Source organism: Neoroseomonas oryzicola (assembly GCF_012163135.1).
Lineage (GTDB): Bacteria > Pseudomonadota > Alphaproteobacteria > Acetobacterales > Acetobacteraceae > Neoroseomonas > Neoroseomonas oryzicola.
Map to the genome: position 1 here is coordinate 152070 of NZ_JAAVUP010000003.1, position 26456 is coordinate 178525.

The 26456-nt window shown below is 72.3% G+C and carries 23 protein-coding genes; 10 read left to right on the plus strand and 13 right to left on the minus strand.

Annotated features, from left to right (window positions below; translation table 11 throughout):
• The first annotated feature begins 139 nt into the window (after positions 1-139).
• From GWK15_RS12255 to GWK15_RS12265, 3 genes are read left to right on the plus strand one after another with little or no spacing between them, the layout of a single operon-like run.
• A complete protein-coding gene (locus tag GWK15_RS12255) occupies positions 140-1759 on the plus strand; it encodes an ABC transporter substrate-binding protein (RefSeq protein ID WP_168041621.1) in 1620 nt (539 codons plus the stop codon).
• Between the two features lie 49 nt (positions 1760-1808).
• The gene (locus tag GWK15_RS12260) at positions 1809-2762 is read left to right on the plus strand and encodes an ABC transporter permease (protein WP_168041622.1); all 954 of its coding nucleotides are present in this window, start codon (positions 1809-1811) and stop codon (positions 2760-2762) included.
• A gap of 13 nt (positions 2763-2775) precedes the next feature.
• Positions 2776-3687 (plus strand): ABC transporter permease, encoded by a 912-nt coding sequence (locus GWK15_RS12265; protein ID WP_245211620.1) that lies wholly within the window; start codon positions 2776-2778, stop codon positions 3685-3687.
• A gap of 146 nt (positions 3688-3833) precedes the next feature.
• Here GWK15_RS12265 and GWK15_RS12270 read toward each other — a convergent pair whose 3' ends face one another.
• The 8 genes from GWK15_RS12270 to GWK15_RS12305 form a co-directional block, all read right to left on the minus strand.
• A complete protein-coding gene (locus tag GWK15_RS12270; protein WP_168041623.1) occupies positions 3834-5096 on the minus strand; it encodes a hypothetical protein in 1263 nt (420 codons plus the stop codon).
• Position 5097: 1 nt separating this feature from the next.
• A complete protein-coding gene (locus GWK15_RS12275; protein WP_168041624.1) occupies positions 5098-6477 on the minus strand; it encodes a hypothetical protein in 1380 nt (459 codons plus the stop codon).
• A complete protein-coding gene (locus tag GWK15_RS12280; protein WP_168041625.1) occupies positions 6458-7882 on the minus strand; it encodes a hypothetical protein in 1425 nt (474 codons plus the stop codon). The genes GWK15_RS12275 and GWK15_RS12280 overlap by 20 nt, the downstream gene beginning before the upstream one ends.
• A gap of 63 nt (positions 7883-7945) precedes the next feature.
• Positions 7946-8389 carry a hypothetical protein gene (locus GWK15_RS12285; protein ID WP_168041626.1) on the minus strand — a complete coding sequence of 148 codons (444 nt, stop codon included), beginning with the start codon at positions 8387-8389 and terminating at the stop codon, positions 7946-7948.
• A complete protein-coding gene (locus GWK15_RS12290) occupies positions 8386-9018 on the minus strand; it encodes a glutathione S-transferase family protein (RefSeq protein ID WP_168041627.1) in 633 nt (210 codons plus the stop codon). The genes GWK15_RS12285 and GWK15_RS12290 overlap by 4 nt, the downstream gene beginning before the upstream one ends.
• Positions 9019-9154: 136 nt before the next feature.
• Positions 9155-10819 (minus strand): DEAD/DEAH box helicase, encoded by a 1665-nt coding sequence (locus GWK15_RS12295; RefSeq protein ID WP_168041628.1) that lies wholly within the window; start codon positions 10817-10819, stop codon positions 9155-9157.
• Between the two features lie 36 nt (positions 10820-10855).
• Positions 10856-13603, minus strand: a complete 2748-nt coding sequence (fdhF, locus tag GWK15_RS12300) for a formate dehydrogenase subunit alpha (RefSeq protein WP_168041629.1) — start codon at positions 13601-13603, stop codon at positions 10856-10858.
• Entirely contained in the window at positions 13600-15075 is a 1476-nt protein-coding gene (locus tag GWK15_RS12305) for an NADH-ubiquinone oxidoreductase-F iron-sulfur binding region domain-containing protein (protein ID WP_338147241.1), read from the minus strand. Before GWK15_RS12305 ends, fdhF begins: the two co-directional genes overlap by 4 nt.
• 200 nt (positions 15076-15275) lie before the next feature.
• Between GWK15_RS12305 and GWK15_RS12310 the strand changes: the two genes are divergently transcribed.
• Together GWK15_RS12310 and GWK15_RS12315 are read left to right on the plus strand one after the other, a co-directional pair.
• Positions 15276-16316, plus strand: a complete 1041-nt coding sequence (locus GWK15_RS12310; protein ID WP_168041631.1) for a 5-methyltetrahydropteroyltriglutamate--homocysteine methyltransferase — start codon at positions 15276-15278, stop codon at positions 16314-16316.
• Positions 16316-17173 (plus strand): amidohydrolase family protein, encoded by an 858-nt coding sequence (locus GWK15_RS12315; RefSeq protein ID WP_168041632.1) that lies wholly within the window; start codon positions 16316-16318, stop codon positions 17171-17173. Before GWK15_RS12310 ends, GWK15_RS12315 begins: the two co-directional genes overlap by 1 nt.
• Here the strand turns inward: GWK15_RS12315 and GWK15_RS12320 are convergent.
• Positions 17170-18225, minus strand: coding sequence for an SDR family oxidoreductase (locus tag GWK15_RS12320; RefSeq protein ID WP_168041633.1), 1056 nt, complete (start codon positions 18223-18225; stop codon positions 17170-17172). The two genes, GWK15_RS12315 and GWK15_RS12320, sit on opposite strands and share 4 nt — an antisense overlap.
• Positions 18226-18343: 118 nt before the next feature.
• Here GWK15_RS12320 and GWK15_RS12325 point away from each other — a divergent pair, with 118 nt between their 5' ends.
• Positions 18344-19708: an MmgE/PrpD family protein gene (locus tag GWK15_RS12325; RefSeq protein ID WP_168041634.1), complete on the plus strand. Its 1365-nt coding sequence runs from the start codon at positions 18344-18346 to the stop codon at positions 19706-19708.
• On the opposite strand, the gene GWK15_RS12330 is transcribed toward GWK15_RS12325, so the two are convergent.
• Positions 19705-20103 carry a nuclear transport factor 2 family protein gene (locus GWK15_RS12330; protein ID WP_209442177.1) on the minus strand — a complete coding sequence of 133 codons (399 nt, stop codon included), beginning with the start codon at positions 20101-20103 and terminating at the stop codon, positions 19705-19707. The genes GWK15_RS12325 and GWK15_RS12330 overlap by 4 nt on opposite strands.
• A gap of 70 nt (positions 20104-20173) precedes the next feature.
• Here GWK15_RS12330 and GWK15_RS12335 point away from each other — a divergent pair, with 70 nt between their 5' ends.
• Together GWK15_RS12335 and GWK15_RS12340 are read left to right on the plus strand one after the other, a co-directional pair.
• Positions 20174-20629: a MarR family winged helix-turn-helix transcriptional regulator gene (locus GWK15_RS12335; RefSeq protein ID WP_168041636.1), complete on the plus strand. Its 456-nt coding sequence runs from the start codon at positions 20174-20176 to the stop codon at positions 20627-20629.
• 74 nt (positions 20630-20703) lie between these two features.
• Positions 20704-21741 carry a lipid A deacylase LpxR family protein gene (locus GWK15_RS12340; RefSeq protein ID WP_168041637.1) on the plus strand — a complete coding sequence of 346 codons (1038 nt, stop codon included), beginning with the start codon at positions 20704-20706 and terminating at the stop codon, positions 21739-21741.
• A gap of 12 nt (positions 21742-21753) precedes the next feature.
• Here the strand turns inward: GWK15_RS12340 and GWK15_RS12345 are convergent, their stop codons facing one another.
• From GWK15_RS12345 to GWK15_RS12355, 3 genes are read right to left on the minus strand one after another with little or no spacing between them, the layout of a single operon-like run.
• Complete coding sequence (locus GWK15_RS12345) at positions 21754-22641, minus strand: prephenate/arogenate dehydrogenase family protein (protein ID WP_168041638.1); 888 nt, start codon at positions 22639-22641, stop codon at positions 21754-21756.
• Complete coding sequence (gene hisC / locus GWK15_RS12350; RefSeq protein ID WP_168041639.1) at positions 22634-23716, minus strand: histidinol-phosphate transaminase; 1083 nt, start codon at positions 23714-23716, stop codon at positions 22634-22636. The genes GWK15_RS12345 and hisC overlap by 8 nt, the downstream gene beginning before the upstream one ends.
• A complete protein-coding gene (locus GWK15_RS12355) occupies positions 23713-24558 on the minus strand; it encodes a chorismate mutase (RefSeq protein ID WP_168041640.1) in 846 nt (281 codons plus the stop codon). The genes hisC and GWK15_RS12355 overlap by 4 nt, the downstream gene beginning before the upstream one ends.
• A gap of 89 nt (positions 24559-24647) precedes the next feature.
• On the opposite strand from GWK15_RS12355, the gene metX reads away from it, so the two are divergent.
• Complete coding sequence (metX, locus tag GWK15_RS12360; protein WP_168041641.1) at positions 24648-25802, plus strand: homoserine O-acetyltransferase MetX; 1155 nt, start codon at positions 24648-24650, stop codon at positions 25800-25802.
• Between the two features lie 44 nt (positions 25803-25846).
• Positions 25847-26449, plus strand: coding sequence for a methionine biosynthesis protein MetW (gene metW, locus GWK15_RS12365; RefSeq protein WP_168042100.1), 603 nt, complete (start codon positions 25847-25849; stop codon positions 26447-26449).
• The last annotated feature ends 7 nt before the right edge of the window (positions 26450-26456 follow it).

Here is a 26456-nt window from a genome sequence, read left to right on the forward strand (position 1 = left end):
TGGCCGCCATGGGGCATGGCATGGGCCTTGCTGCATGCAGGCCAAGCCGGGGCGTTCATCCCCCGCGGCATCACCGCCGCGGATGCGGGGCGCGATGCGTCGGCGCGACTGGGGAAACGCCACCGGAGGACATGGCCCGATGCGACTGCGACGCTTCCTGATGACCGCGTGCCTGGCGGCCCTGCCGCTGGTCGCCGCCGCCCCCGCCGCCCAGGCGCAGGGGACGATCCGCATCGGCATGACGGCCGCCGACATCCCGCTGACCAACGGCCAGCCGGACCAGGGCTTCGAGGGCAACCGCTTCACCGGCATCCCGCTGTTCGACAGCCTGACGATGTGGGACCTGTCCTCGGCCGACAGGCCGTCCACCGTGATCCCGGGGCTGGCGACCGAATGGCGCGTCGATCCGAACGACCGCACGCGCTGGATCTTCACGCTGCGCCGCGGCGTGCGCTTCCACGACGGGTCCGAGTTCAACGCCGACGCCGTGGTGTGGAACGTGCGCAAGGTGCTGGACCGCGAGGCGCCGCATTTCGATCCGCGCCAGGTCGGCGTGACCGCGACGCGCATGCCCACGCTGCGCCGCGCCGAGAAGATCGACGACTATACCGTCGCGCTGATCACCAGCGAGCCGGACAGCCTGCTGCCGATCAACCTGACCAACCTGTTCATGGCATCGCCGGCGCAGTGGGACCGCCACCGCGCCGCCAGCCCGAATGCCGAGGCCGCCTGGGGCGCCTTCGCGCGCGAGCCTTCGGGCACCGGGCCGTTCCGCGTGACGCGTTTCGTCCCGCGCGAGCGGCTCGAGATGGCGCGCTTCGACGGGTATTGGGGCGAGAAGGCGCGGGCCGAGCGCATCGTGCTGCTGCCGATCCCCGAGGCCAATGCGCGCACCGCCGCGCTGCTGTCGAACCAGGTGGACTGGATCGAGGCGCCGTCCCCGGATGCGATGCCCCAGCTGCGCCAGCGCGGGATGGTCATCACGTCCAACGCGCAGCCGCATGTCTGGCCGTGGCAGCCCTGCTTCGTGGGGGATTCGCCGCTGCGCGACGTGCGGGTGCGCCGCGCGCTCAACCTCGCGATCGACCGCGAGGCGATGCGCACGCTGCTGGGCGGCATGATGGCGATCCCGGTGGGCACGGTGCCGCGCGGGCATCCGTGGTTCGGCAACCCGTCCTTCAACATCCGCACCGACAAGGCGGAAGCGCGGCGGCTGCTCGCCGAGGCAGGCTACGGGCCGAACCGGCCGCTGACGCTGCGGGTGCAGATCTCGGCCTCGGGGTCGGGGCAGATGCAGCCGCTGTCGATGAACGAGTTCCTGCAGCAGGACCTCAAGGAAGTGGGCGTCAACGTCGAGTTCGACGTGATCGAGTGGAACGCGCTGTTCACCAACTGGCGCAACGGCTGCCAGCACGCCTCGGCGCGCGGGGCGCATGCGACCAACGTGTCCTTCGCCGCGATGGACCCCTTCTTCGCCATGGTGCGCTTCTGGGATTCCAAGATGGCGCCGCCGGTGTCGAACAACTGGGGCCATTTCAACGACCCGCGCTTCGACGCGATGATCGCCGAGGCGCGCAACGCCTTCGAGCCGGCGGAGCGTGACGCCGCACTCGCACGGCTGCACGCGGCGGGCGTGGACGAGGCGCTGTTCATCTGGATCGCGCACGACGTCGCGCCGCGCGCGATGTCCCCCCGCATCCGCGGCTACGTCCAGCCGCAATCCTGGTTCGTCGACCTTCGCCTTCCCTACATCCAGTGACGCCCGCGCCGGGCGGGGATTGCCCCCGCCCGGCGCATGAGGAGAGCGCATGCTGTTCTACCTGATCCGCCGGATCATCTACGCGATCCCGATCGCCCTCGCGGTCGGGTTCGTCTGCTTCATGCTGGTGCAGATCGCGCCAGGCGATCCGATCAACGCCATCGTGCCGGCGGATGCGCCGGGCGACGTGGTGGAACAGGTGCGGCGCGACTACGGGCTCGACAAGCCGCTGCCGGTGCAGTTCGGCATCTGGCTGTCGAAGGTGGTGCAGGGGGATCTGGGGCGGTCGCTGGCGACGGGGCGCAGCGTGTGGTCGGACCTGTCGGGGGCGATCCAGAACACGCTGATGCTGGCGGTCGCGGCGTCCCTGATCGGCTTCACGCTGGGCTGCGTGCTGGGCGGGCTGGCGGGGACTTTCCGCGGGTCCTTCATCGACCGCGCGGCGGTGTCGGTCGCGGTCGCGGGCGTGTCGGTGCCGCATTACTGGCTCGGCATGGTGCTGGTGGTGATCTTCTCGGTACAGCTGAACTGGCTGCCGGCGATGGGCGCTGGGCCCGGCGGATCCGGCGACTGGGCCTGGGACTGGGAGCATGTGAAGCACCTGGTGCTGCCGGCGGTGACACTCGCCGTCATCCCGATGGGCATCGTGACGCGCACGGTGCGCGGCATCATCGCCGAGATCATGAACCAGGAATTCGTCACCGCGCTGCGTGGCAAGGGCCTCACGCGCGGCGGTATCTTCCTGCATGTGGTGAAGAACGCGGCGCCGAACGCGCTCGCGGTGATGGGGCTGCAGCTCGGCTACCTGATGGGCGGGTCGATCCTGGTGGAGACGGTGTTCTCCTGGCCCGGCACGGGGCTGCTGCTGAACAACGCGATCTTCCAGCGCGACCTGCCGGTGCTGCAGGGGACGATCCTGGTGCTGGCGATGTTCTTCGTGGCGCTGAACCTGGCGGTGGACCTGGTGCAGACGGCGCTCGATCCCAGAATCAAGCGGGCGTGAGGAGAGACGGTCGATGAGCATGTCCACGACACCCTCCGCCGCCGAGGCCGAGCTGGCGGTCCAGGCGAAGCAGGCGGTCGCGAGGAGCCAGGGCTACTGGGCCGGCGTGTGGAAGCGGCTGCGGCGCGATCCACTGACCATCGCCTGCGCGGCGGTGCTGCTGGTGATGTTCCTCGCCATCGTCCTCGCGCCGCTGATCGCGCCGCACGATCCCTACCAGGGATCGATGATCCGGCGGCTGCGGGCGATCGGGACGACGAACTATCCGCTCGGCACCGACGAGCTCGGCCGCGACATGCTGACGCGGCTGCTCTACGGCGGGCGGCTGTCCTGGTTCATGGGGATCACGCCGGTGTTGCTCGCCTTCGTGATCGGGACCTTCCTCGGCGTGCTCGCGGGTTTCGCGGGCGGGAAGGTCAACATGGCGATCATGCGGACCACCGACATCTTCTACGCCTTCCCATCCGTGCTGCTGGCGGTGGCGATCTCGGGCGCGCTCGGGGCCGGCATCGTGAACGCGATCCTGGCGCTGACGCTGGTGTTCATCCCGCCGATCATCCGCGTGGCGGAGAGTGTCACGACCGGGGTGCGGAACCTCGACTTCGTGGATGCGGCGCGGGCGAGCGGTGCTTCCGCCTTCACCATCGTGCGGGTGCATGTGCTGGGCAACGTGCTGGGGCCGATCTTCGTCTATGCGACCTCGTTGATCAGCGTGTGCATGATCCTGGCGTCGGGGCTGTCCTTCCTCGGTCTCGGCACCAAGCCGCCGGAGCCGGAATGGGGGCTGATGCTGAACACGCTGCGCACGGCGATCTACGTGCAGCCCTGGGTCGCGGTGCTGCCGGGGGCGTGCATCTTCGTGACGAGCATCTGCTTCAACCTGCTGAGCGACGGGCTCAGGCAGGCGATGGATGTGAAGGGCTGAGGCTGTTCACGTCCATCGCTGTCATGCGCCGGTCGCGCCTTGCGGCGTGCCGCGCGTGAAAGACTGATCGCGCGTAACGCGATCAGCGTCGGTGAGCGCGAAGGGATCTCTCTCGCCTGTGCGGGGGCGGCCCGCGATGTCCGGCGCTACCTGGGTTGCAGCAACACGTCGCGCGCGGCCGCAACCGCATCGGCGACGTCGGCCGCCAGCAGTCCGGCGCCCTCCGGCCGGCAGTAGTCGGCAAGAGGACGGCAGGTCACGCCCTCGGTGACAGGCAGCTCCCAGACGGGCGGCACCTGGAAACGGAGGCCGGGTGCCGAGGGCGGGTATCTCATCGCCCGGGTAATGTGCGCCTCGCGGCCGGGAGTGGTCCAGCGCATGCCGACCTCGGCGCCATAGGCCAGGCCCTCGCCGGGGCACCGGCGCAGCACGACGCGCGTCACCTCCACTTGCCACGCGACTGTCGGCCGTGAACGCTGACGGCCACCGGAGCCCGCCTCGTCCCAGGTGGCCGGCGGGATCCGCGCCTCGATCGCGCTGGCGGGAACGCCTTCGCCGAGCGCATCGAGGCAGGGGCGCCATTGATGTTCGACAGCCGAGCGATGCGCAGCCTCCGCGCCGGCCGCGATGCCGCCCACGGCAACGGTGACGAGCGCCACGGCGAAGACCGGTGCCATGAGAATCGCGCCGGCCGATCCGCCCTGGGCGCCGGCAACGCCCAGCCCGCCGATGCCGCCCGCCGCGCGGATGACCTCGCGGCTGCCTTCCCGTCCGACGAGATCCTCCCAGTCGATGGCCGACCGCACGGATGCGCGGTCGACCGCGACTTCGATGCGCGATGGCGGCGGCCAGCCGCGCGTGGCCTCGCGTGCCTCATGGCGGCGGGCGAGGCTCACCTGCTGCGCGCCGGACGTTCCCGGCAGGGCCGGGCGGGCTGCGAGTGGTTCCTCGACCGGCGCGGCGAGGCGCCGGCACGGCCGATCGACCGTGTAGGGGCAGTCGAAGCCGATGCTGCCGATGTAGGTGACGCCGCCACCGGACGGGACGGTGACGAGGAAGGCACGGCCATCCTCCGGCGCGCCGTAGCCGCCGAGCGTCAGGTGGTAAGCGCCGGGCCGCAGGGGCTGGATCACCCAGCCTGCGGCGGCCGCAGGCACGGAAGGCGCGGATCCGCCGAAGCGTTCCTCGCGGCCGTCCTCCAGCCGAGTTAGGAAGGCCGGCACCGAGGCCGTCGGCCCGCCGACGAAGATGCCTTCGCCGGTATCGGTACGGTGGAATCGCGCGAGGACGAGGACCTCGCCGACCGATCCCGCGCGGCGGAGGTCCGCCGTCGTCAGCGGTTCCGGCGCCCGGGCGGGCGCGCAGGCGGCGAGCGCGAGCGCCGCGGCGGCGGATCTCAGGACGCGCATCTCACCTTCCCGCCGCGATCGCATCGCGCGCCTCAGCGACGCCGCGCAGGACTTCCTCGAGCAGCCGCGCCGAGCCGTCTTCTCCGCACCACTCCGCGAGCGGCCGGCAGGCGGCCTCCGTCGCGGTCGGCAGGTCCCAGGGCGCCCGCTGCGCGTGGCGCAGCCTCGCGTCCAGGATCGCGCCGGCGACGCCGCGCGTGTAGGCGGCGTCGTAGATCGGCGGGGCCTCGCCGGCGCGCAGCGCGGTCCAGCGTGTCATCACCTCGAGGCCGTAGCGGTTCTCGCCCTCCGGGGCGCAGGGGCGCAGGACGAGGCGTGCGACCTCGGCCCGCCAGGGCGTGCCGCGGGCGGCGTGCAGCGGCGAGGCACGGAGATGCCGCTCGACTCCCGCAGGGTTCAGGGTCGTGGCCATGCCTGACAGGCAGGCGCCCCAGCGTTCGCGGGCGCGCTCCAGGGCGGCGGCCTGCTCGGTCGCGTCGCGCAGCGCGTCCTCGGCACGGCGGCGCCGCACATCGGTGATGATGCCGTGCACCACGAGCGCGATCGGCAGGGCCACGACGACCGCCGCGGGAAGGATGACAATGGCCGCGATGCCGCCGCTGCCGCTGAAGTCGAGGTTGACGGAGCGGAGCTCTCCCGCCTGCTCGGGCCAGGCCTCGCTCCTCGGCTCGCCCTGCCCGTCCGGCGCGCGCCGGCGTTCGGAGTCGATCAGCGCGTTCCAGTTCAGCGCCTGGCGCCAGCCTTCCGGGTTCACGCGCAGCTCGGCCGTCGCCGGCGCCGCCAGGCCGAGCGGGGCCAAGCGCGGCGGATAGGGTTGCGCCAGCGCGCGCCGCGGCGTTCCGGCCGCTGGGTTCGTGCGCGCGAGCATGCCTACGGCGGCGTCCGTCTCGTCCACCGCATCGGGGAGGATGCGGCAGCCTTCGCTCCGGCTCGGCCCGCAGTCGCGGCGGAAGGAGCCGATGTAGATGGTGGCGGGCGTCTGCGGCACGCTGAACGCGAAGCGCGCGTCGCCCTCCGGTCCCCGGGCCCCGGCGGGTCGCAGGCGGAACACGTAGCGTCTGGGCCCCATCGCGAGGTTGACCCAGCCGTCGTTCCCGGCGGCGTGGCTCGGCGCGCCGGCCAGGTCTGTGCCGAGTTGCGGCGGCGCATAGCGCCGGGCGGGTTCGCCGTAGGGCGCGAACGCCACCTCGGCCAGCGACGCGGCGCGTGCCGGGCCGCCGGGCGGATCGGTCACCCGCAGCAGGACGACCGAGTCGGTGGTGCCGGGCGCGAGGGGCAGCTCGGCGAGGTGCCGGCGCGCGAGGGCATCGCAGCCGCCGAGCATCAGCGCCATCGCGGCGCAGGCGGCGCGGCGGCGGCGTTCAGCGCGCCGCGACCGCATCGCGCGCCTCAGCGACGCCGCGCGTCACTTCCTCGAGCAGCCGGGCCGAGCCGGCGGCGTTGCAGTAGTCCGCCAGCGGGCGGCAGGCGGCTTCGCTCGCGGTCCGCAGTTCCCAGGGCGGGGGCTCGGAGAAGACCAGCCGGCGGTCGGGCGTCGCGCCGGCGACGCGACGGGCGAAGGCGATGTCGAAGGCCGGGTCGGCCTCGCCGGGGCGGCGGGCGGTCCAGCGGGTCGCGACCTCGACGCCGTGGTGGTCGGGCTTCGTCCCGCATTGCCGGAAGATGACGCGGGAGACCGTGACGTCCCACGGGTCGGGCAGCGCGGCGCGGCGGCCTTCGGCGCGCTGCGGGGCGAAGGCGGCGCGCAGGCGGCGTTCCACGTTGTCGGGGGCGAGGGTCATCGCGATGCCGGCGGCGCAGGGGCCCCATTGTTCCTGCGCCAGGGCGGCGGCGCGCAGCGCCTCAGCCTGGATACGGGCTTGGTTGGCACTGCGGCGGTTACGCTGGTCCTCGGCGATGGCGCGGGCGATCAGCGCGATCGGGACCGCCACCACGATGATCGCGAGGCCCACACCGAGCACGGCCAAGTAGCCCATGCCTTCGAAGGCGGCACTCATGTCGGCGACCGAGGCGAACTCGGCCCCCGCCGGCCACGCACCTTCGCTGCGCGGCGCACTCTCCGGCGCAGGCGCCGCCCCCTCCGACGGCGGAGGCGGCAGCGCGCCTTGCGAAGTCGCGGAATTCCAGTCGACCGCCGCGACCCAGAGGCGCGGATCGACGCGGATCTCGGGCGCCGCCGGCCGCGGCAGGCCGGTCGCCGCCAGGGGCGCCGGGTAGGGCTGCGCGAGGCGCGTCGCGGGCGGCGGGACGGATGGCGCCTCGGCGGCGAGCAGGGCGCGGGCGGCGTCGGACTGGTCGGCCGCGACGGGGCTGACGCGGCAGGCCGCCTGGGCGGGGCAGTCGAGGCGGAAGCTGCCGATGTAGAGCACCGGCGGCGCCGGATCGGGCACGGTGAAGGTCAGGTCGGCGGGCGCGGCGTCGCGCGGGTCGGGCGTGAGGAGGCGCAGGAAGTAGCGGCCGGAGGGCAGCAGCGCGTCGTGACGCCAGCCCTCGGCGCGGGCCGTGCGGGAAAGGCTCAGGCCGCCGGGCGGACCGAGCCGCTGCCCGGTGTCCATGTTCCACAGGCCGGCGCGGTCGGACAGCGCGCTCGTCGTCGCGCTGTCGCCGGCGGTGAGGCGGAACAGGACGTTGCTGCGGCGGCCGTCGGCCTCGGCGGCATGCATGGCCTGGATGACGGCGGCATCCCGCGTGGCGGTCGCACAGCCCGCGAGCAGGGCGGTGGCGGCGAAGGCGAGCCGGCGCGGACGCCACCGGCGAAGCCCTGCAAGCTTCTGGACGTTTCCCATAAATGAAAGACTGAGCGCATGAAGCGCTGGGGTGCTTGATCTGCAGCAATCCGCGTGCGCGGCCTACCAGAAGGGCAGGAAGCCCTTGATGGTCGCGCGCGTCAGGCGCTGGTTCGACCGCGCCCACGGGTCGTCCGTGTAGAAGACCGGCTCGGCCGGTTCCCAGCCCGAGCAGGTCCAGTCCGACTGGCGGGCGAAGAAGGCGACGAAGGCGTCGCGGTCCGTCCATTCGGCGAGCGGCGGGCCAGGAAGGTGGCCGTCCTGGATCTCGCACAGCATGACGCCGGTCGCCGTGCGGATCAGGCCATGGCCGCAATAGTCGCGGTGATGGGCGTGGATCAGCCCCTCGCCTTCCCGGCACCAGGCGAGTTCGCGCCAGAGCCGCGACGCCAGCCTCGCCCCGAAGGGGCTGCGGTCGAGTTTCGCGGCGAGGCGTTCGCGTTCGGCGCGGTTGGACTCGTAGTAGGCCCGCAGATAGGCGTCGTGGTCGTCCGGCGGTTCGGTCATGTCATCGGCACGGCGACCCAGCGCTGGAAGCCGGGACGCTCGCCGACCTTGGCGTACCAGGCCGCGAGGGCGGGGAAGTGCGGCATGCCCTCGACGCGCACTTCCTCGCCGAACCAGCGGCGCGCGTAGCAGCCGAGCACGATGTCCGCGATCGTCATCGCCGCGCCGTCGATATAGGGCCCGCCATGCTTCGCGATATGCGCGTCGAGCATCGCCCAGCAGTCGCCCGCCGCCTTCGCCGCGGCCATCACCGCGGCCATGTCGCGCTTGTCGGCCGGCGTGCGCACCAGGCCCCAAAACAGGTTGCGCTCGGCGGGCGAGAGCGTCGAGAGCTGCCAGTCCATCCAGCGGTCGGCACTCGCGCGCGCCGCCGGATCGGCGGGGTAGAGCGCGCTGCCGTGCTTCATCGCGAGGTAGCGCAGGATCGAATTCGATTCCCACAGCACGAAGCCCTCATCCTCGATGGTCGGGACGCGGCTGTTGGGATTCATCGCGCGATAGGCCGGCGTGTTGACGACGCCGTGCTCCATGCCCGCATCGACGCGGTCATAGCGAAGCCCGAGCTCGTCGAGCATCCACAGCACCTTCTTGACGTTGACCGAGTTCACCCGGCCCCAGAGCTTCAGCATCCGTTCCTCCCACGCAGAATAGTGCAGTGCCCCCCTCAACCTTCCTTGGGACCTGGGGACTGACCGCGGAGGGTGGCGCCCAGTGACCAGAAAAGGGAGGGGGTTCGGGGGAGGTTCACCCTCCCCCGACCTTGCATCACCGTCGCGGCCGCCGCGCCGGCCCCTTCACCGGCTGCATCGGGATGATGCGGATATGCGCGTCCTCCCCTTCCCCCCGCCGCGCCGCGGCGGCGAAGCGCTGGGCGGCGTAGGGCGCGACCTCGAACTGCGTCTCCCGCGCGAGGACGCGGATGCGCCCGATCTCCTGCCGCGTGACGTGCCCGCGCCGGCACAGGAAGGGCAGCAGCCACTTCGGATCGGCGCGGCCGTCGCGGCCGACATCCATGCGGAACCAGACGCCGCCTTCGTCGGCGCCGCCCGGCGCGGCCGCGGACGGTGCCTCGCGCGGCGCGCGGGGAGGCGCACGATCGGCGATCTCCGCGATCTCCTCCGGCGCGGGCAGCGGCGCGCGCAGCACGCGCACCAGCGCGGCCGCGAGGCCCTCCACCCCGCGCCCGGCGATCGCCGGGTCGGCCAGCAGGCGGCGGGCGACCGCGACATCGTCGTCCGCCGGTTCCTCGGCGGCCAGGGCGAGCGCCTGTTCCACCAGCCGTTCGGCATCGCGTGCGCGCACCGCCTCGGCCGATGGCGCCGGTCCCCAGGTCGCCTTGATCTTGGCGGCGGCGACGAGCCGCTCGCCCACCCGCCGGCGCGTATGCGGCACCAGCAGCACCGAGATGCCCTTGCGCCCCGCCCGGCCCGTGCGGCCGCTGCGATGGAGCAGCGTCTCCGGGTCGCGCGGCATCTCGGCATGGATCACGAGGCCGAGGTCCGGCAGGTCGATGCCGCGCGCCGCGACGTCGGTCGCGACGCACACGCGCGCCCGCCCGTCGCGCAGGTTCTGCAGCGCGCGGTTCCGCTCGGCCTGGGAGAGTTCGCCCGACAGCGCGACGGTCGAGAAACCGCGTTCCGACAGGTTGCCCTGCAGCCGCGCCACCGCCGCGCGCGTGGCGCAGAACACCATCGCGATGCGCGGATCCTCGAGCCGCAGCAGGTTCACCACCGCGCGTTCGAGTTCATGCGGCGCGACCAGCAGGGCGCGATGCTCGATATCGCCATGCGAGACATCGGCCGATGTGGCCTCGATGCGCAGCGCGTCGCGCTGGTAGCCCTTGGCCAGCGCGGCGATGCCCCGCGGCACGGTGGCCGAGAACATCAGCGTCCGGCGGCCTTCCGGCACTTCCTCGAGGATCGCCTCGAGCTCCTCCTGGAAGCCGAGGTCGAGCATCTCGTCCGCCTCGTCCAGCACCACCGCGCGCAGCGCCGACGGGTCGAGGTTGCCGCGTTCCAGGTGGTCGCGCAGCCGCCCCGGCGTGCCGACGACGATATGCGCCCCGTGGGAGAGCATCCGCCGCTCCGCCACCGGGTCCATGCCGCCGACGCAGGAGACGATGCGCCCGCCCGCCGGCGCATACAGCCAGGCGAGTTCCGCCTTCACCTGCAGCGCGAGTTCGCGCGTCGGGGCGACGATCAGCGCGAGCGGCGCGGCGGCCGGCGGCAGGCGCGGCGCATCGCCCATCAGTTCCGGTGCGAGGGCCAGGCCATAGGCCACGGTCTTGCCCGACCCGGTCTGGGCGGAGACGAGAAGGTCGCGCCCGGCGGTCTCCGGCTGGAGGACAGCGGACTGGACAGGGGTCGGCTCGGCATAGCCGCGCCCGGTGAGCGCGGCCTGCAGCGGCGCGGGAAGGTCTTGGAAGGACATGGTGTGGGCCTCCCTTGATCCTCGCGCCCGGCCCGGTCAAGCGCGCGTTCGGGCGGCTTCCACGCGCGCGGCGCAGAGCTTGAAGCCCGGGATGTGCCCGATCGGGTCCAGCCGCGGGTCCGTCAGCAGGTTCGCCGCCGCCTCGCGGAAGGCGAAGGGCAGGAAGATCATGCCGTCCGGCAGCGCCGGATCGGCGCGGGAGGCGCATTCCACCATCCCCCGCCGGGTCGTCACCCGCACCCGGTCCCCCGGCGCGATGCCCAGTCGCCGCAGTTCGGCAGGGGCGAGGGAGACGGTCGCCGCCGGCTCCAGCGCATCCAGCACGCCTGCCCGGCGGGTCATGGCGCCGGTGTGCCAATGCTCCAGCGCGCGGCCGGTGGTGAGCATGAAGGGGTAGTCCGCATCCGGCGCCTCGGCGGGGTCCGAGACGCCGGCCGGCACCAGCCGCGCCCGGCCGTCGGGGGTGGGGAAATGGTCGTCGAAGACGATCTCGTGCCCCGGCGCGTCCGGCGCGGGGGTCGGGTAGGTGACGGCGTTCTCCCGCGCCAGCCGCTCCCAGGTGATGTTCGCGAGGCTCGGCATGGCCTGCGCCATCTCGGCGAAGACCTCGCGCGGATGGGCGTAGGTCCAGGGCAGGCCGAGCCGCCGCGCCAGGTCCACGATGATGGCGAGGTCCTGCCGCGCACCGCCCGGCAGCGGCACGGCGGCACGGCCCATCTGCACCGTGCGGTTGCTGTTGGTGACGGTGCCGTCCTTCTCCGGCCAGGCCGAGGCCGGCAGCACCACGTCGGCCAGCGCCGCCGTCTCGGTCAGGAAGAGGTCCTGCACCACCAGGTGGTCGAGCCGCGCCAGCGCCGCGCGGGCATGGGCGAGGTCCGGGTCCGACATCGCGGGGTTCTCGCCCATGATGAACATGCCCCGGATCTCCCCGCGGCCCGCGGCCTCGAGGATCTCGACCACCGTCAGCCCGGGGCGCGGATCGAGGGCCGCACCCCACAGCGCCTCCATCGCGGCGCGCGCGGCGGGGTCGTCGGTGTGGTGGTAGTCGGGCAGCATCATCGGGATCAGCCCGGCATCCGACGCACCCTGCACGTTGTTCTGCCCGCGCAGGGGATGCAGCCCCGCGCCCGGCTTGCCGACATGCCCGCACACCAGCGCGAGGGCGATCAGCGCCCGCGCATTGTCCGTCCCGTGCACGGATTGGGAGATGCCCATGCCCCACAGCGTCAGCGCGGCGGGCGAGGCCGCGTAGCGCCGCGCGACGCGGCGGATCTGGTCGGCCGGCACGCCGCAGCGCGCTTCCATCGCCTCCGGCGCATAGGCCGCGACATGGGCGCGCAGCCGCTCGATGCCGTCCACGCGCCCGGCGACGAACGCCGCGTCGTGCAGGTTCTCGGCCAGGATGACGTGCAGCATGGCGTTGAGCAGCGCGACGTCCTGCCCGGGCGCGAAGCGCAGCACCTCGGTCGCGAAGCGATCGAGCGCACTGCCGCGCGGATCGGCGGTGACGAGCATCGCCCCGCGCGCCACAGCCTCCTTCAGGAAGGTCGCGGCGACGGGGTGGTTCTCGGTCGGCCGCGCGCCGATCAGGAAGATCAGGTCGGCATCCTTCACCGCGGTGAAGGGCGCCGTCACCGCCCCGCTGCCGATGCCTTCCAGCAGCGCGGCGACCGAGGAGGCGTGGCAGAGCCGCGTGCAGTGATCGACGTTGTTCGTCCCGAACCCCGTGCGCACGAGCTTCTGGAACAGATACGCCTCCTCGTTCGAGCCCTTCGCACTGCCGAAGCCGGCCAGGGCGCCGGGCCCGGCGCCATCGCGGATGCGCAGCAGGCCGGAGGCGGCGCGGTCCATCGCTTCCTCCCACGTCGCCTCGCGGAACTTCGCCCGCGCCCGCGCCGGGTCGAGGCAATCCGCCGGATCCTTGGCCGCGCCCTCGATGCGGATCAGCGGGGTCGTCAGACGGTCGGGATGCGCGAGGTAGTCGAAGCCGAAGCGGCCCTTCACGCAAAGCCGCCCCTGGTTGGCCGGGCCGTCGCGGCCGACCACTTCCTCGATGCGGCCGTCCCGGACGCGGAAGCCGACCTGGCAGCCGACGCCGCAATAGGGGCAGACGCTCGCGACCTCCCGCACCGGCGCCGCCGCGCGATGGCCGTGGTCGTCGAGCACCGATTTCGGCAGCAGCGCCCCGGTCGGGCAGGCCTGCACGCATTCCCCGCAGCCGACGCAGGACGACGCGCCCATCGGATCGAGCAGGTCGAAGGCGACCGTCACGCCGGCGCCGCGATGCGCGAGGCCGATGACGTCGTTGTGCTGCACCTCGCGGCAGGCGCGCTCGCACAATCCGCAGGCGATACAGGCGTCGAGTGCGACCGCCATCGCCGGATGCGACACGTCCGGCGCCGGCCGCGCATCGGGCGCGAAGCGCGATCGCGTCACGCCGAGCGTCGCCGCCCAGCGCGCGAAGGTGCCGTGCGCGTCGCGCCCTTCCGGCCCGGGCATGTCGGTCATCAGCAGTTCGAAGACCATCCGCCGCGCGTGATCGGCGCGCGGCGTCGCGGTCTTCACCACCATGCCCTCGCGCGGCGTGCGGATGCAGGACGCCGCGAGGGTCCGCTCGCCGTCGATCTCCACCAGGCAGGCGCGGCAGTTCCCGTCCGGCCGGTAGCCCGGCGCGGGGCGATGGCAGAGATGCGGGATGGCCACGCCCTCGCGCTGCGCCACGGTCCAGATCGTCTCGCCCGGCGCCGCCGCGACCTCGCGCCCATCCAGCAGGAAGCGCGTCATGGCACGGCCTCCTTCGGGAAATGCCGCAGCAGCGCGCGCACCGGGTTCATCGCCGCCTGGCCGAGGCCGCAGATCGACCCGTCCGCCATGGCCTGGGCGAGGTCCTCCAGCAGCGCGCGGTCCCAGCGAGGCGCCTCCAGCAAATGCACCGCCTTCTGCGTGCCGACCCGGCAGGGGGTGCATTGCCCGCAGGATTCATCGCGGAAGAAGCGCAGCAGGTTGCGCGCCGCCTCGGCCAGGTCGTCCCGGTCCGACAGCACGACGACGGCGCCGGATCCGACGAAGCAGCCCAGCGGTTCCAGCACGCCGAAGGCGAGCGGCAAATCCGCCATCGCCGCCGGCAGGATGCCGCCCGAGGCGCCGCCGGGCAGGTAGGCGGCGAAGCCGTGCCCCTCCTCCATCCCGCCGCCGTGGGTCTCGATGAGGTCGCGCGCGGTGATGCCGATCGGCGCGCGATAGACGCCAGGGCGCTTCACGCGGCCGGACAGGCTGAACAGCCTTTCGCCCTTGTGCCCGTTGCGGCCCGAAGCGGCGAAGCGCGCCGGCGCGTCCGGCGTCGCGAGCAGTTCCGGCAGCCACCATAGCGTCTCGACATTGTGGATCAGCGTCGGGTGGCCAAACAGGCCGCGCTCACCGGGGAAGGGCGGCTTGTGGCGCGGATAGCCGCGCTTGCCCTCGAGGCTTTCGAGCAGCGCCGTCTCGTCGCCGCAGACATAGGCGCCTGCGCCGCGCCGCAGATGCACCGGGCGTCGGGCGGGCAGGGCGGGGGCCATCTCCGCGAGGATGCGCCGCGCCTCGGGATACTCGTCGCGGACATACAGCCAGATCGCCTCGGCCTCGATCGCTTCGGCGGCAACCAGTGCGCCTTCCAGCACGCGATGCGGTTCGCGTTCCAGGCACCAGCGATCCTTGAAGGTGCCGGGCTCGCCCTCATCGGCATTCACCACCAGGTGGCGCGGGCCAGGCTGCGCCAGCACGGCGCGCCACTTGCGCGCGACCGGGAAGCCCGCGCCGCCCATGCCGCGCAAGCCCGCTACGTCCAGGGCGTCGAGGATCGCGTCGCGCGTCAGCCGCCCCGCGCGCAGCGCATCGAGCACCGGCATCGGCCGCGGCGCGGGCGTGGCGACGTCGCGCGGCCGGGCGGAGCAGGCCGGCGCCTCGTCGCAGGCACCCATGCAGGGGGCCTCGACGATGCGCGCACCGTGCGGCAATGCCGGCCGCGGCCGCATCGCGCAGGGAAGTCCGCTGCAGACATTGATCACGGGCGGCGGCGGCGCCCCACCATCGGCCAGCATCTCGAAATGCGCGTAGAAGGTCGCGACCTCGAACACCTCGACGGGTGCGAGGCGCAACGCCTCCGCCAGTGCGACGAGATGCGCGGGATACAGCGCGCCGTGGCGTCCCTGCAAGGCATGAAGGTGTTCGACGAGCATGTCGCGCCGCAGCGGCATCGCGCCCAGCGCCGCGCGCACCGCGGCGCGGGCTTCATCATCCGCGCTGCGCCCGCGCGGAAAGGCGCGCGGTGTCCGCTGCCTTGCGCCCGACGGCTGTCCCGTTGCCATGCCGTGGCGATCTCCGTTTCCCCGATCGCCATTAGACCGCGAATGCGACGCGAGGGCCACTGGCCGCGCGCAGGGTGCGACGATAGGCTCGCCCCGGGGAGAAGGACGCCATGGTGAACACGCTGCTGCCGACCTCGCTGGTCGGCTCCTATCCGCAACCGGACTGGCTGATCGACCGGTCGCGCCTCGACAGCCGGCTGCCGCCGCGGGTGCGTGCGACGGAATTGTGGCGCATCGCGCCCGAGCGGCTGGAGGCGGCGCAGGACGATGCGACGCTGCTCGCCATCCGCGCGCAGGAACGCGCGGGGCTCGACATCATCACCGATGGCGAGATGCGCCGCGAATCCTATTCCAACCGCTTCGCCACCGCGCTCGAGGGCGTGGATCTCGACAATCCCGGCAGCGCGATGGACCGCACCGGCAAGCCGAACCCGGTGCCGCGCGTGACCGGCCGCATCCGGCGTCGTCATGCGGTGGAGGCGCGCGACGTCGCCTTCCTGCGCGCCAATACCGACCGGATGATCAAGATCACCGTGCCCGGCCCCTTCACCATGGCCCAGCAGGCGCAGAACGACTTCTACAAGGACGAGGCCGAGATGGCGCTCGACTACGCGGCGGCGGTGAACGAGGAGATCCGGGACCTGTTTGCCGCCGGCGCCGACTTCGTCCAGGTCGACGAGCCCTACATGCAGGCGCGCCCCGAGAAGGCGCGCGAGTATGGGCTCGAGGCGGTGAACCGCGCGCTGGAGGGCATCACCGGCACGACGGCGCTGCACATCTGCTTCGGCTATGCCGCCCACCAGCACAACCGGCCGAACGGCTATTCCTTCCTGCCCGAGCTCTGCCGCTGCAAGGTGCGCCAGATCTCGATCGAGACGGCGCAGGCGAACCTCGACACCTCCGTGCTGAAGGACCTGCCGGACCAGACCATCATCCTCGGCGTCATCGACCTCAACGACCAGCGTGTTGAATCGCCCGAGACGGTCGCCGCGCGCATCCGCCGCGCGCTGCCGCATGTGAACCCGGAACGCGTCATCGTCGCCCCCGATTGCGGCATGAAGTACCTCTCGCGGGAGGTCGCGGACGGCAAGATGCGCGCGATGGTCGAAGGGGCCGCGATCGTGCGGCGCGAGCTGACGGGGGCGGCGTGATGACGCCCTGCCTGCCGCCGCTGGACGTGACGCCGGCGCCGTCCTGGCGCGCGCCGCCGCTGTCCTGCGACTGCCATTTCCACATCTTCGGCCCCTATGACCGCTTCCCGCTCGACCCCGGGCGGCACTACGACCCCGCGGCGGCGCTGATCCCGGCCTATCTGCGCGTGGCGGAGGCGCTCGGCATCGGGCGCATGGTGGTGGTGCAGCCATCCGTCTATGGCACCGACAATGCCTGCACGCTGGATGCCGCGGCGCGCTTCGGCCTCGACCGCGCGCGCGTCGTCGCGGTGGTGGACGACAGCGTGGACGACGCCGCGCTGCGGGAGATGCACGCCAAGGGGACGCGCGGGGTGCGCTTCAACACCGTCTCGGGCAACGGGGCGCCGATCGAGCAACTCGACGGGCTGGCCCGCCGCGTTGCGCCGCTGGGCTGGCACATCCAGATCTACGCGACGGGGGAATCGCTGGCCGAACTCGGCCCGCGCCTCGCCGCCCTGCCGGTCGAGGTGGTGATCGACCACATGGGCGGCGTTCGCACGGCGGATGGCCTGAACGGCGCAGGATTCCAGGCGCTGCTGCGGCTGATGGACAGCGGGCGCGCCTGGGTGAAGCTGTGTGGCTACCGCATCTCCTCCTCCGGCCCGCCTTTCCACGATGTCGCGCCGTTCGCGCGTGCGCTGCTGGATGCGGCGCCGGACCGGTGCCTGTGGGGCACCGACTGGCCGCATCCCTCGCTCACGGACTGGATGCCGGAGGACGGAATGCTGCTCGACCGGTTTGGCGAATGGGCGCCGGGGGCGAAGGAGCGGCAGCGGGTGCTGGTGGACAATCCCGCCGCGCTCTACGGCTTCTAGCGCGGCGGCAGGATCCGAGCCGCGCGGTAGCCTTCCACCTGGGCGGCGAACATCGCCCAGGAATCGACGAAGCCGGTGAAGCCCGCCGCGCGCGCCGCCGTCATGGACGCAATCACGTCGTAGTCCATGTTGAGGAAGAAGTCCGCGAATTCCCAGGACGCGACCTGCGCGATGGGCAGCGCCAGGCAATGGCGCGCCCGGATCGCTTCCCACACCGGCCCCTTGTCCGCCATCCAATGCGCCATGCGCATCGGCCGCGGCCGGCCGCAGGGCAGGCCGAACAGATCCGCGAGGTAGGGCCACAGGTCGCACCAGCGGAAGGCGTCGCCGTTCGTGACGTTGAAGGCGCGATTGGCGCAGCGCGGCTCCCGCAGCATCCACAGGATGCCGTCCGCCAGCAGCGTGGCATCCGTCACCTCGTGCAGCTTCTCCCACACGCCCGCCTTGCCCGGGAAGTCGAAGGGCACGCCCAGTTCCCGGCAGATCGCCGCATAGGCGCCGAGCGTCGAGACCATGTTCCGCGCGCGGCCGGGCGCGACGTCGAGCACGAAGTTCGGCCGGCTCGCGGACCACGACCACGCCTTGCCCTTCTGCCGCGCCGCGACCAGGTCCTGCTGGTCGTAGTAGAAGTTCGGCGGCATGTGGCGCGGATCGTCCTCCCGCGCCGGGGTGCGGAAGGGCCCGATATGCAGCCCGTACCACTTGCCGCCATGGATCATGTGGATATGCGCGAAGCGCGGCAGCGCTGCCTCCGCCGCGTCGAGCAGGTTGCGCAGCATCGCGACGTTCGCCGGCACGTCCTCCACGCCGCTTTCCCCATGCGGGGCGCGCGAGGCATAGACGATGTGCGTGACATCAGGCCGCGTCGCCAGGGCCGCGGCCAGGCCGGGCGTGTCGTTGAGGTCCGCGGTGATCCAATCCGCCGCACCCTCGGGCCGGTTGCGCGACAGGCCGACCACGGCAAGGTCCGGCGTCGCCAAGGCGCGTTCCAGCACGCGCGTCGCGGCGGCGCCGCTGGCGCCGGCGATGAGGACGGTGCTGATTGCGGTCATGGTGTTCCTCCGTTCGGCGGATGCTCGCCGCGCGCGTGCGGGCTCGTCAACCGAGGCGGGGTTGCACGCCGCGCGGGGCCGGATCACGCTCCGCGCCAACGACACCGGAGGAATGCCCATGACCACGCGCGCGCTCGCGGAATTCGTCGCCGGACTGCAGCCCGAGACCCTGCCGAAGGAGGTGACGGCGCAGGCCGCGCGCGTGGTGCTCGACGCCGTGGGCTGCGCCGTCGCCGCCTGGACCGAGGACGCCGAGAAGTCCCGCATCGCGCGGGAGATCGCGGCGATGTACCCGGCTTCCCCCGGCGCCGGCGTGATCGGGGCGCGCGGCATCGCCGCCCAGCCGGCCTTCGCCGCGCTCGCCAACGGTATCCTCGTGAACGCCGCCGACAACGACGACACGCACAAGGTCGCGCTGCTGCATGTCGGGTCCTGCGTGGTGCCGGCCGCCCTCGCACTGGCCGAGGCGCGCGGCCTCAGCGGGCCCCGCCTGCTCGCCGCCGTCGTCGCGGGCTATGAGGTCGCGGTGCGCGTGGGCATGGCGGTGATGCCGACGCATTACCGCTTCTGGCATTCCACCGCGACCAATGGGACCTTCGGCGGCGCGGCGAGCGCAGCGAACGCCATGGGCCTCGACGCGGATGGTGCGCAACGCGCGCTCGGCCTTGCCGGCACGCAGGCGGCAGGGCTCAACACCTTCTTCGAATCCGGCGACATGACGAAGAGCCTGCATCCCGGCAAGGCGGCGATGAACGGCGTGCTCTCGGCGCAGCTCGCGGCCCTCGGCATGACCTCGCCGCCCGGCATCCTCGAGCACCCGAAGGGCTATCTCGCGGCCTTTTCGCTGGAACCGAAGGCGGCCGCGCTGACGGCGGGGCTGGGGTCGACATGGGAGATCCTGAACAACGGTTTCAAGTTCTTCCCCTCGATCCTTGCGAGCCACTCGCCGATCCAGGCGACGCTGGCCATCGTGGCGAAGCATCGCCCCGACCCCGCGCGCATCGCGCGCATCACCAACGAAACCTACAACACCGTGCTGTCGCATTTCTCGGCGAAGGAGGCGGCGACGGTCATGGCGGCGCGCGTCTCGGTGCCCTACTGCATCGCGGCCGCGGCGGTGGACGGCGTGCTCACCCAGGCGCAGTTCGCCGCGGCGCGCATCCATGATCCGCTGATCCGCCGCGTGCTCGACCGCACCGAGGTCATCGCCGATCCGCAGCTCAACACGCTCTACCCGGCGAACTTCCCCGCCCGGGTGACGATCACCATGGAGGACGGCCAGTCCTTCCAGGAAACCGTGATGCTGCCCAAGGGCGACCCCGGCAATCCGCTCTCCGACGCGGAGCTCGAGGACAAGTTCCGTACCAATGTCGAACCTGTCTTCGGTGCCGCCCAGGCCACCCGCCTGCGCGACGCCATCCTGCGCCTGGCCGATGGCGGGCCGGTCGGCGCGCTTTCGGCCGCCATGGTGCCGGGCGGCTAGCCGATCCGGCGCCAGCCTTCGTAGACCGTCTCCTTCGCGATGCGCCCCTCGCGCATCGCAAAGAGGTGCATCAGCCGCAATTCGACCCAGCTGCCGACCGGCAGCGGCGCGTTGACCACCCCGTCCCCGGTCAGGCGGAAGCGGGCGGTGCAGTCGTCGACCACGTGGTCCGGCGTCGCGAAGCGGGTACCGGGGATGATCTCGACCTCGGCCATGGATCCGAACATGGCGCGGTAGTTCGCCTCGATCGCCGCCTTGCCCGTCAGCGTGAGGTTCCGCGTCGGCATCTCGAGCACGATGTCGTCGGTATAGAGGTCCATCACGGCCGCGGGGTCGCGCGCCTCGTCGCGGATATGGGCATCGACCACGGCGAGGTTCCGGGCAATGGCGTCCATGGCTTTCTCCATTCGTCAGTCTATCTGACGATCACTAGACAGTCTATCTGACGACCTGTCAACTAGGCCCATGGACAACCGCCCCGTGACCGAGCGCCGCCGCACCCTCGGTGCCCTGCTCCGCCTGCCCTACGAGGCCCTGCAGCGGGAGGTCTATGGCGGCCTCGCCGCCCGCGGCTTCCCCGAGATCCGCCCCGCCCATTCGGCCGTCTTCCGCCATATCGGCCCGGACGGCGCGCGGCTGACCGCGCTCGCCGAACGGGCGGGCATGACGAAGCAGTCCATGGCCTACCTGGTGGATGGGCTGGAGGAAGCCGGGCACCTGCGCAGCGCGCCCGACCCCAATGACGGGCGCGCGCGCATCGTGCAGCTGACGGCGAAGGGGGACCGCGTGCTCGAGGCGCTGCTCGACCTCAGCGCCGAGGCCGAGGCCCGCGTCGCCGACCGGATCGGCAAGCGCCGCGCGGCGAAGCTGCGCCGCGCGCTCGAGGAATGGGTGGAGGCGATCGGCGCCGGGACCGGCTGAACCCGCCGCCCGGGCAACCCGGGCGGCCGCTGCGCGTTTCCCGTGGCAACAGCGCCACGGAGACGCCGTCCGCCATGACCACACGCGCACCGAACCGATGGCTTGCCCTGGGGTCCGCGCTGCTCGCCTGCGCGACGCTGACGGCGGGCCACGCCTCCGCCCAGGCGCCCGGCGTTGCCACGCCGCCGCCGCCCGACCCGGCCGGCACGCTCAGCCTCGGCATCGAGAACGACGTGCTCGGCGGCACCGACCGCTACTACACGAACGGGCTGCAGATCGCCTGGCGCTCGCCCTCGGCCGATCTTCCCGCGCCGCTCGACTGGCTCAACCGGCAGCTCGACTTCCTCCAGGGGCCGGGCGAGCTGCGCTGGGGCCTCGCCATCGGCCAGTCCATCTTCACGCCCGAGAACACGCAGCTCACCGACCCGGACCCGACGGACCGGCCTTATGCGGGCTACCTGTACGGCGCGCTGTCGCTGTCGCGCGTCACGGCGACGAGCCTATCCGTGCTCGAGATCCAGGCCGGCATCGTCGGGCCCTCCGCGGGCGGGAAGTTCGTGCAGAACGGCTTCCATTCGCTGATCGGCGATGCGCCCGCGCGCGGCTGGGCCTACCAGCTCTCGGACGAACCGGTCGCGGCCCTGATCCTCGAACGCAAGTGGCGCGTCCCGCTGGCGGGGGACGAGCAGCTGGGCGTCGAGCTGCTGCCCTCGCTCGGCGGCAGCATCGGCAACCTGCAGACCTATGCGGCGGCGGGCGCGGTGCTGCGCGTGGGCCGCAATCTCGCCGCGGATTTCGGGCCGCCGCGCATCCGTCCGGCGCTCGCCGGCAGCGCCTTCTTCCAGCCGCGGGGCGACGATTTCGGCTGGTACGTCTTCGGCGGCGTGGAAGGTCGCGCGGTCGCGCGCGACATCTTCCTCGACGGCAACACCTGGGCGGACAGCCGCAGCGTCGATTCCCGCCCGCTGGTGGCCGACCTGCAGGCGGGCGTGGCCGTCATCTGGCGCGGCGTGCGCATCGCCTACACCCAGGTCTGGCGCACCGAGGAATTCTACGGCCAGCGGGGCGGCATGCAGCAGTTCGGCTCGCTGAGCGTGTCCTTCCGGTTCTGACCGGCGCGCGGGCTAGGCCTGCTTCCGCTCGATCAGCTCGTGCCGGATCTTCCGGCCGCGCCTGATGCGGTCCTCGATGAATTCCGCCTGGCCGTAGCGCACCGCGCGGCCCAGGGCGTGCGCGTCCTCGCTGAACCGCGCCAGCATCTCGAGCAGCGCCTCGCGGTTGTTGAGGAAGATGTCGCGCCACATGTCGATGTCCGACGCCGCGATGCGCGTGAAGTCGCGGAAGCCGGAGGCGGCGAACTTCAGCACCGCCTCCTTCGTCTCCTCCGCGAGGTCGTCGGCCGTGCCGCAGATGGTGAAGGCGATCAGGTGCGGCAGGTGGGAGACGACCGCGACGATCTTGTCATGCGTCGCGGGATCCAGCGTCTCGATCATCGAGCCGCAGCGGCGCCACATCTCCCGCACCTTCTCCACCGCCGCCGGGTCGCTGTCCGGCAGCGGGGTCAGGATGCAGTAGCGGCCTTCGAACAACTCGGCGAAGCCGGCATCGGGACCGGAATACTCGGTCCCCGCCATGGGGTGCGCCGGCACCAGCTGGACGCCGGCGGGGACCAGCGGCCCCAGGTCGCGCACCACGCTGCCCTTGGTCGACCCCACATCCGTCAGCACGCAGCCCGGCGCGAGATGCGGCGCGATCTGCGCCATCACCCCGGCATAGGCGCCGACGGGCACGCAGAGCACGACGCAATCGCAGCCCTCGACCGCCTTGCCCAGGTCGTCCTCGACCACGTCGACGATGCCGAGCTCGCGCACGCGCGCCAGCGTCTCGGCCCGCCGCGTCGTCGCGACCACGGTGCGCGCGATGTCCCCGCGCTTCTTCGCCACCCGCGCGATGGACGACCCGATCAGCCCGATGCCGACCAGGCAGAGCCGGTTGAAGACGGGCTCAGCCATGCATGAAGGCCGTCAGCGCGTCGATCACCATGGTGCATTCCTCGGCGGTGCCGATGGTGATGCGCAGGCATTGCGGCAGGCCGTAGCCGCCCATGGCCCGCACGATGAGGCCACGCTGCTTCATCGCCTCGTCCGCCGCCTTGGCCTTCGCCGCGGTGCCGAAATCGGCGAGCACGAAGTTGCCCTCGCTCGGCCACACCTTGATGCCCGCGGCGGTCAGCGCGGCGGCGACCTTCGCGCGCCATTCGGTGTTGTGCGCGACCGACTGCTCGACCCAGCCCTTCTCGGCCAGCGCCGCCACGCCCGCGGCCATCGCCGAGGCATTCACGTTGAACGGCCCGCGCACGCGCCCCAGCACGTCGACGATCGGCGCCGGCGCATAGGCCCAGCCGAGCCGCATCCCGCCCATGCCGAAGATCTTGGAGAAGGTGCGGGTCATCACGGTGGTGCCGGACGCATCCACCAGCTTCGCGCCCGCGTCGTAGTCCGGCCGCGTGACGTATTCGGCATAGGCGCTGTCGAGCACCAGCAGCACGTCGTCGCGCAGCCCTGCGCGCAGCCGCTCCACCTCGGATTGCGGCAGGATCGACCCGGTCGGGTTGTTCGGGTTGGCGAGGAACATCAGCCGCGTGCGCGGCCCCACCGCCGCGAGCATCCCGTCCACGTCGGTGGTCAGGTTCTTCTCCGGCACCTTGATGATGCGGCAGCCGGCCCAGCGCCCGGTGATGTCGTACATCATGAAGCCGTGCGCGCTCATCACCAACTCGGTGCCCTCGCCGCCATAGGCGAGGATCAGCAGCGCGAGCAGCTCGTCGGACCCGTTGCCGACCACGATCCGCGCGGGGTCGAGCCCGAAGCGCGCGCCGATCGCCTCGCGGATCGCCTTCGCATTGCCGTCCGGATAGCGGTGCGCCTCCGCGGCCGTGGCGCGGATCGCCTCCACCGCGCCGGGCGGGGGGCCGAAGGCGCCCTCGTTCGACGACAGCTTGATGATCCGGTTCACGCCCGGGATCTTGGACTCGCCGCCGACATAGGGCTCGACCGACAGGATCGAGGGGCGGGGCATCACGGTCATGGTGCGTCTCCGGGAACCGGCGCGGCATAGGCGCCGAGGATGATGCGCCGCGCCCAGGGCAGCGACGCGAGGCGCGGGTCCTCCGCGCGCAGGAAACCTTCGACCTCGGCGAGCGCGAGCGTTGCCGCCGGCGCGCGCGACAGGATCAGCGAGGTCACGGCGAAGCCTGCCCCGGACAGCGCCTGGGCGATGCGCCCGCGCTGCGCGCCGGCCTCGGCCTCGACCATCAGCAGGCTGCGGTCCTCCCCGCAGGGGTCGGGGGCGACCGGGGCGACGACCAGGGCGCCGGGATCGGATGCCGGCCCGGCCAGGAAGGGCAGCCGCGCGACCACCTGCAGCCGCGGCACGTCGAGCCGCGCCCACCAGGCATCCGCCGCGGGTTCGCCATCGATCGGCGCCGGCAGCACGGCGGCCGAGGCCTCCCCGCCGGTCACCGCGGCCAGCGCGCGCGCCGGCGTGGGGTGCACGCGCGTCGGCGTCAGCGGGCCGAAATGCTGCCGCGCCAGGCGGGCGTGGCCCGATTGCGGGTCGGGCGCGAAGACGGCGGCGGAAAACCCGCCCTGGATCGCCGTGCTCGCCATGAAGATCTCGCGCCAGATCCGCACGATGCGTGCCCGTGCGAGCGGCCCGGCATGGCGGGCGAGCAGCCGGCGCAGCACCGCCGCCTCCCGCCCCGCGCGCAACGGCGTGGTGTTGCCCTTGGCCCGGCTGCCGGCCATCCGCGCGACCACCGCCGCGCGCCGCATCAGCAGGTCGTGCATGGCGTCGTCGATCGCGTCGATCTCGGCGCGCAGCGCGGCGATCTCGGCCTCGGCGGGGGCGGACGGGGAACTGTCGGGCATGGGGATGGATGCAATAGACGGCGCGGCCCGGCGCGCCAAGCGTCCCGCCCGTTGCGGCGGCGGCCCGGCGGCCCTAAGGATCGCCCCCCATGTCCCAGGCGATCGCCCCCCTGCCGGAGGTCGAGCACCAGCACGCCGTCTTCGCCGACGGCCTGCCGCTGGATTGCGGCGCCGTGATCGTGCCGCTGACCGTCGCCTACCGCACCTACGGCACGCTGAACGCGGCGAAGACGAACGCGGTGCTGGTCTGCCATGCGCTGACCGGCGACCAGTATCTGGCCGAACCCCACCCCGTCACCGGCAAGCCCGGCTGGTGGGAGAGCATCGTCGGCCCGGGCAAGCCGCTCGACACCGACCGCTACTTCCTGGTCTGCGTGAACGTGCTGGGCGGGTGCATGGGCTCCTCCGGCCCGCGGTCGGAGATGACGGACGCCGAGGGCCGGGGTCTTGGCCGCCCCTGGGGCACCGATTTCCCGCAGGTGACGATCCGCGACATGGTCCGCGCCCAGAAGCGGCTGATGGACCACATGGGCATCGCGCGATGGCTGGCCGTCATCGGCGGGTCGATGGGCGGGATGCAGGTGCTGGAATGGGCGGCGACCTACCCGGACGCCGTCCTCGCCGCCGCGCCGATCGCCTGCGCAGCGCATCATTCGGCGCAGAACATCGCCTTCCACGAGGTCGGCCGCCAGGCGATCCATGGCGACCCCGACTGGAAGGGCGGGCGCTACTGGGAGGACGGGCGCATCCCGGCGCGCGGGCTCGCGGTGGCGCGCATGGTCGCGCACATCACCTACCTGTCCGAACAGGCGCTGACCCGGAAGTTCGGCCGGCGGCTGCGCGGCGCCTCGGCGCTGACCTTCCTCGAGGACGTGTTCGAGGTGGAGAGCTACCTGCGCCACCAGGGCAGCACCTTCGTCCGCCGGTTCGATGCGAATTCCTACCTGACCATCACGCGGGCGATGGATTTCTTCGACCTCGCCTCCGAGCACGAGGGCGACCTGTCGGCCGCCTTCCGCGGCACGGCGACGCGCTTCTTCCTGGCGAGTTTCAGCAGCGACTGGCTGTTCCCGACCTCCGAGAGCCGCAACGTGGTGCGGGCGCTGAACATGGCGGGCGCGAGCGTGTCCTTCGTCGAGATCGCGTCCGACAAGGGGCACGACGCCTTCCTGCTGGAGGAACCGGAGTTCCATGCGGCGCTGGGGGGGTTCCTGCGTGGCGCCGCCGAGAAGGCAGGGGTGTGACCATGCCCGAAGCCCCCGCTGACATCCGCTACGTCGCCAAGAACATGCGCCTCGACCTCCGCCTGATCGCGGAGATGATCCCGCATGGCGCCAAGGTCCTCGACATCGGCTGCGGCGACGGCGCGCTGATCGAGCACCTGACGCGCGAGAAGCAGGCCGATGCGCGGGGGATCGAGATCGACATGGCCGAGGTGACCAAGGCGGTCTCCTCCGGCCTCGCGGTCATCCACGGTGATGCCGACAACGACCTCGCCTTCTATCCGGATGGGGGCTTCGACTACGTCGTGCTTTCCCGCACCCTCCAGGCGGTGGAACGCCCGCGGGAGGTGCTGCGCCAGATGCTGCGCATCGGGCGGCACGCCATCGTCTCCTTCCCGAATTTCGGCCATTGGCAGCTGCGCTGGCGGCTGCTGGTGAACGGGCGGATGCCGGACACCGAAACCTGGAACCGTCCCTGGTACGAGACGCCCAACATCCACCCCTGCACCATCCTCGACTTCACGGCGCTCTGCGCCATGGAGGGCTATGGGGTGGAACGCTGGCTGGCGGTGGATGAGCGCGGTCTGAAGGCGCCCTGGAAGCGTTCGCTGCGCCTGGCGAACCTGTTCGGGGAGCAGGCGCTGTTCCTGCTCCGGCGCGCGGGGTAGGGCCGGC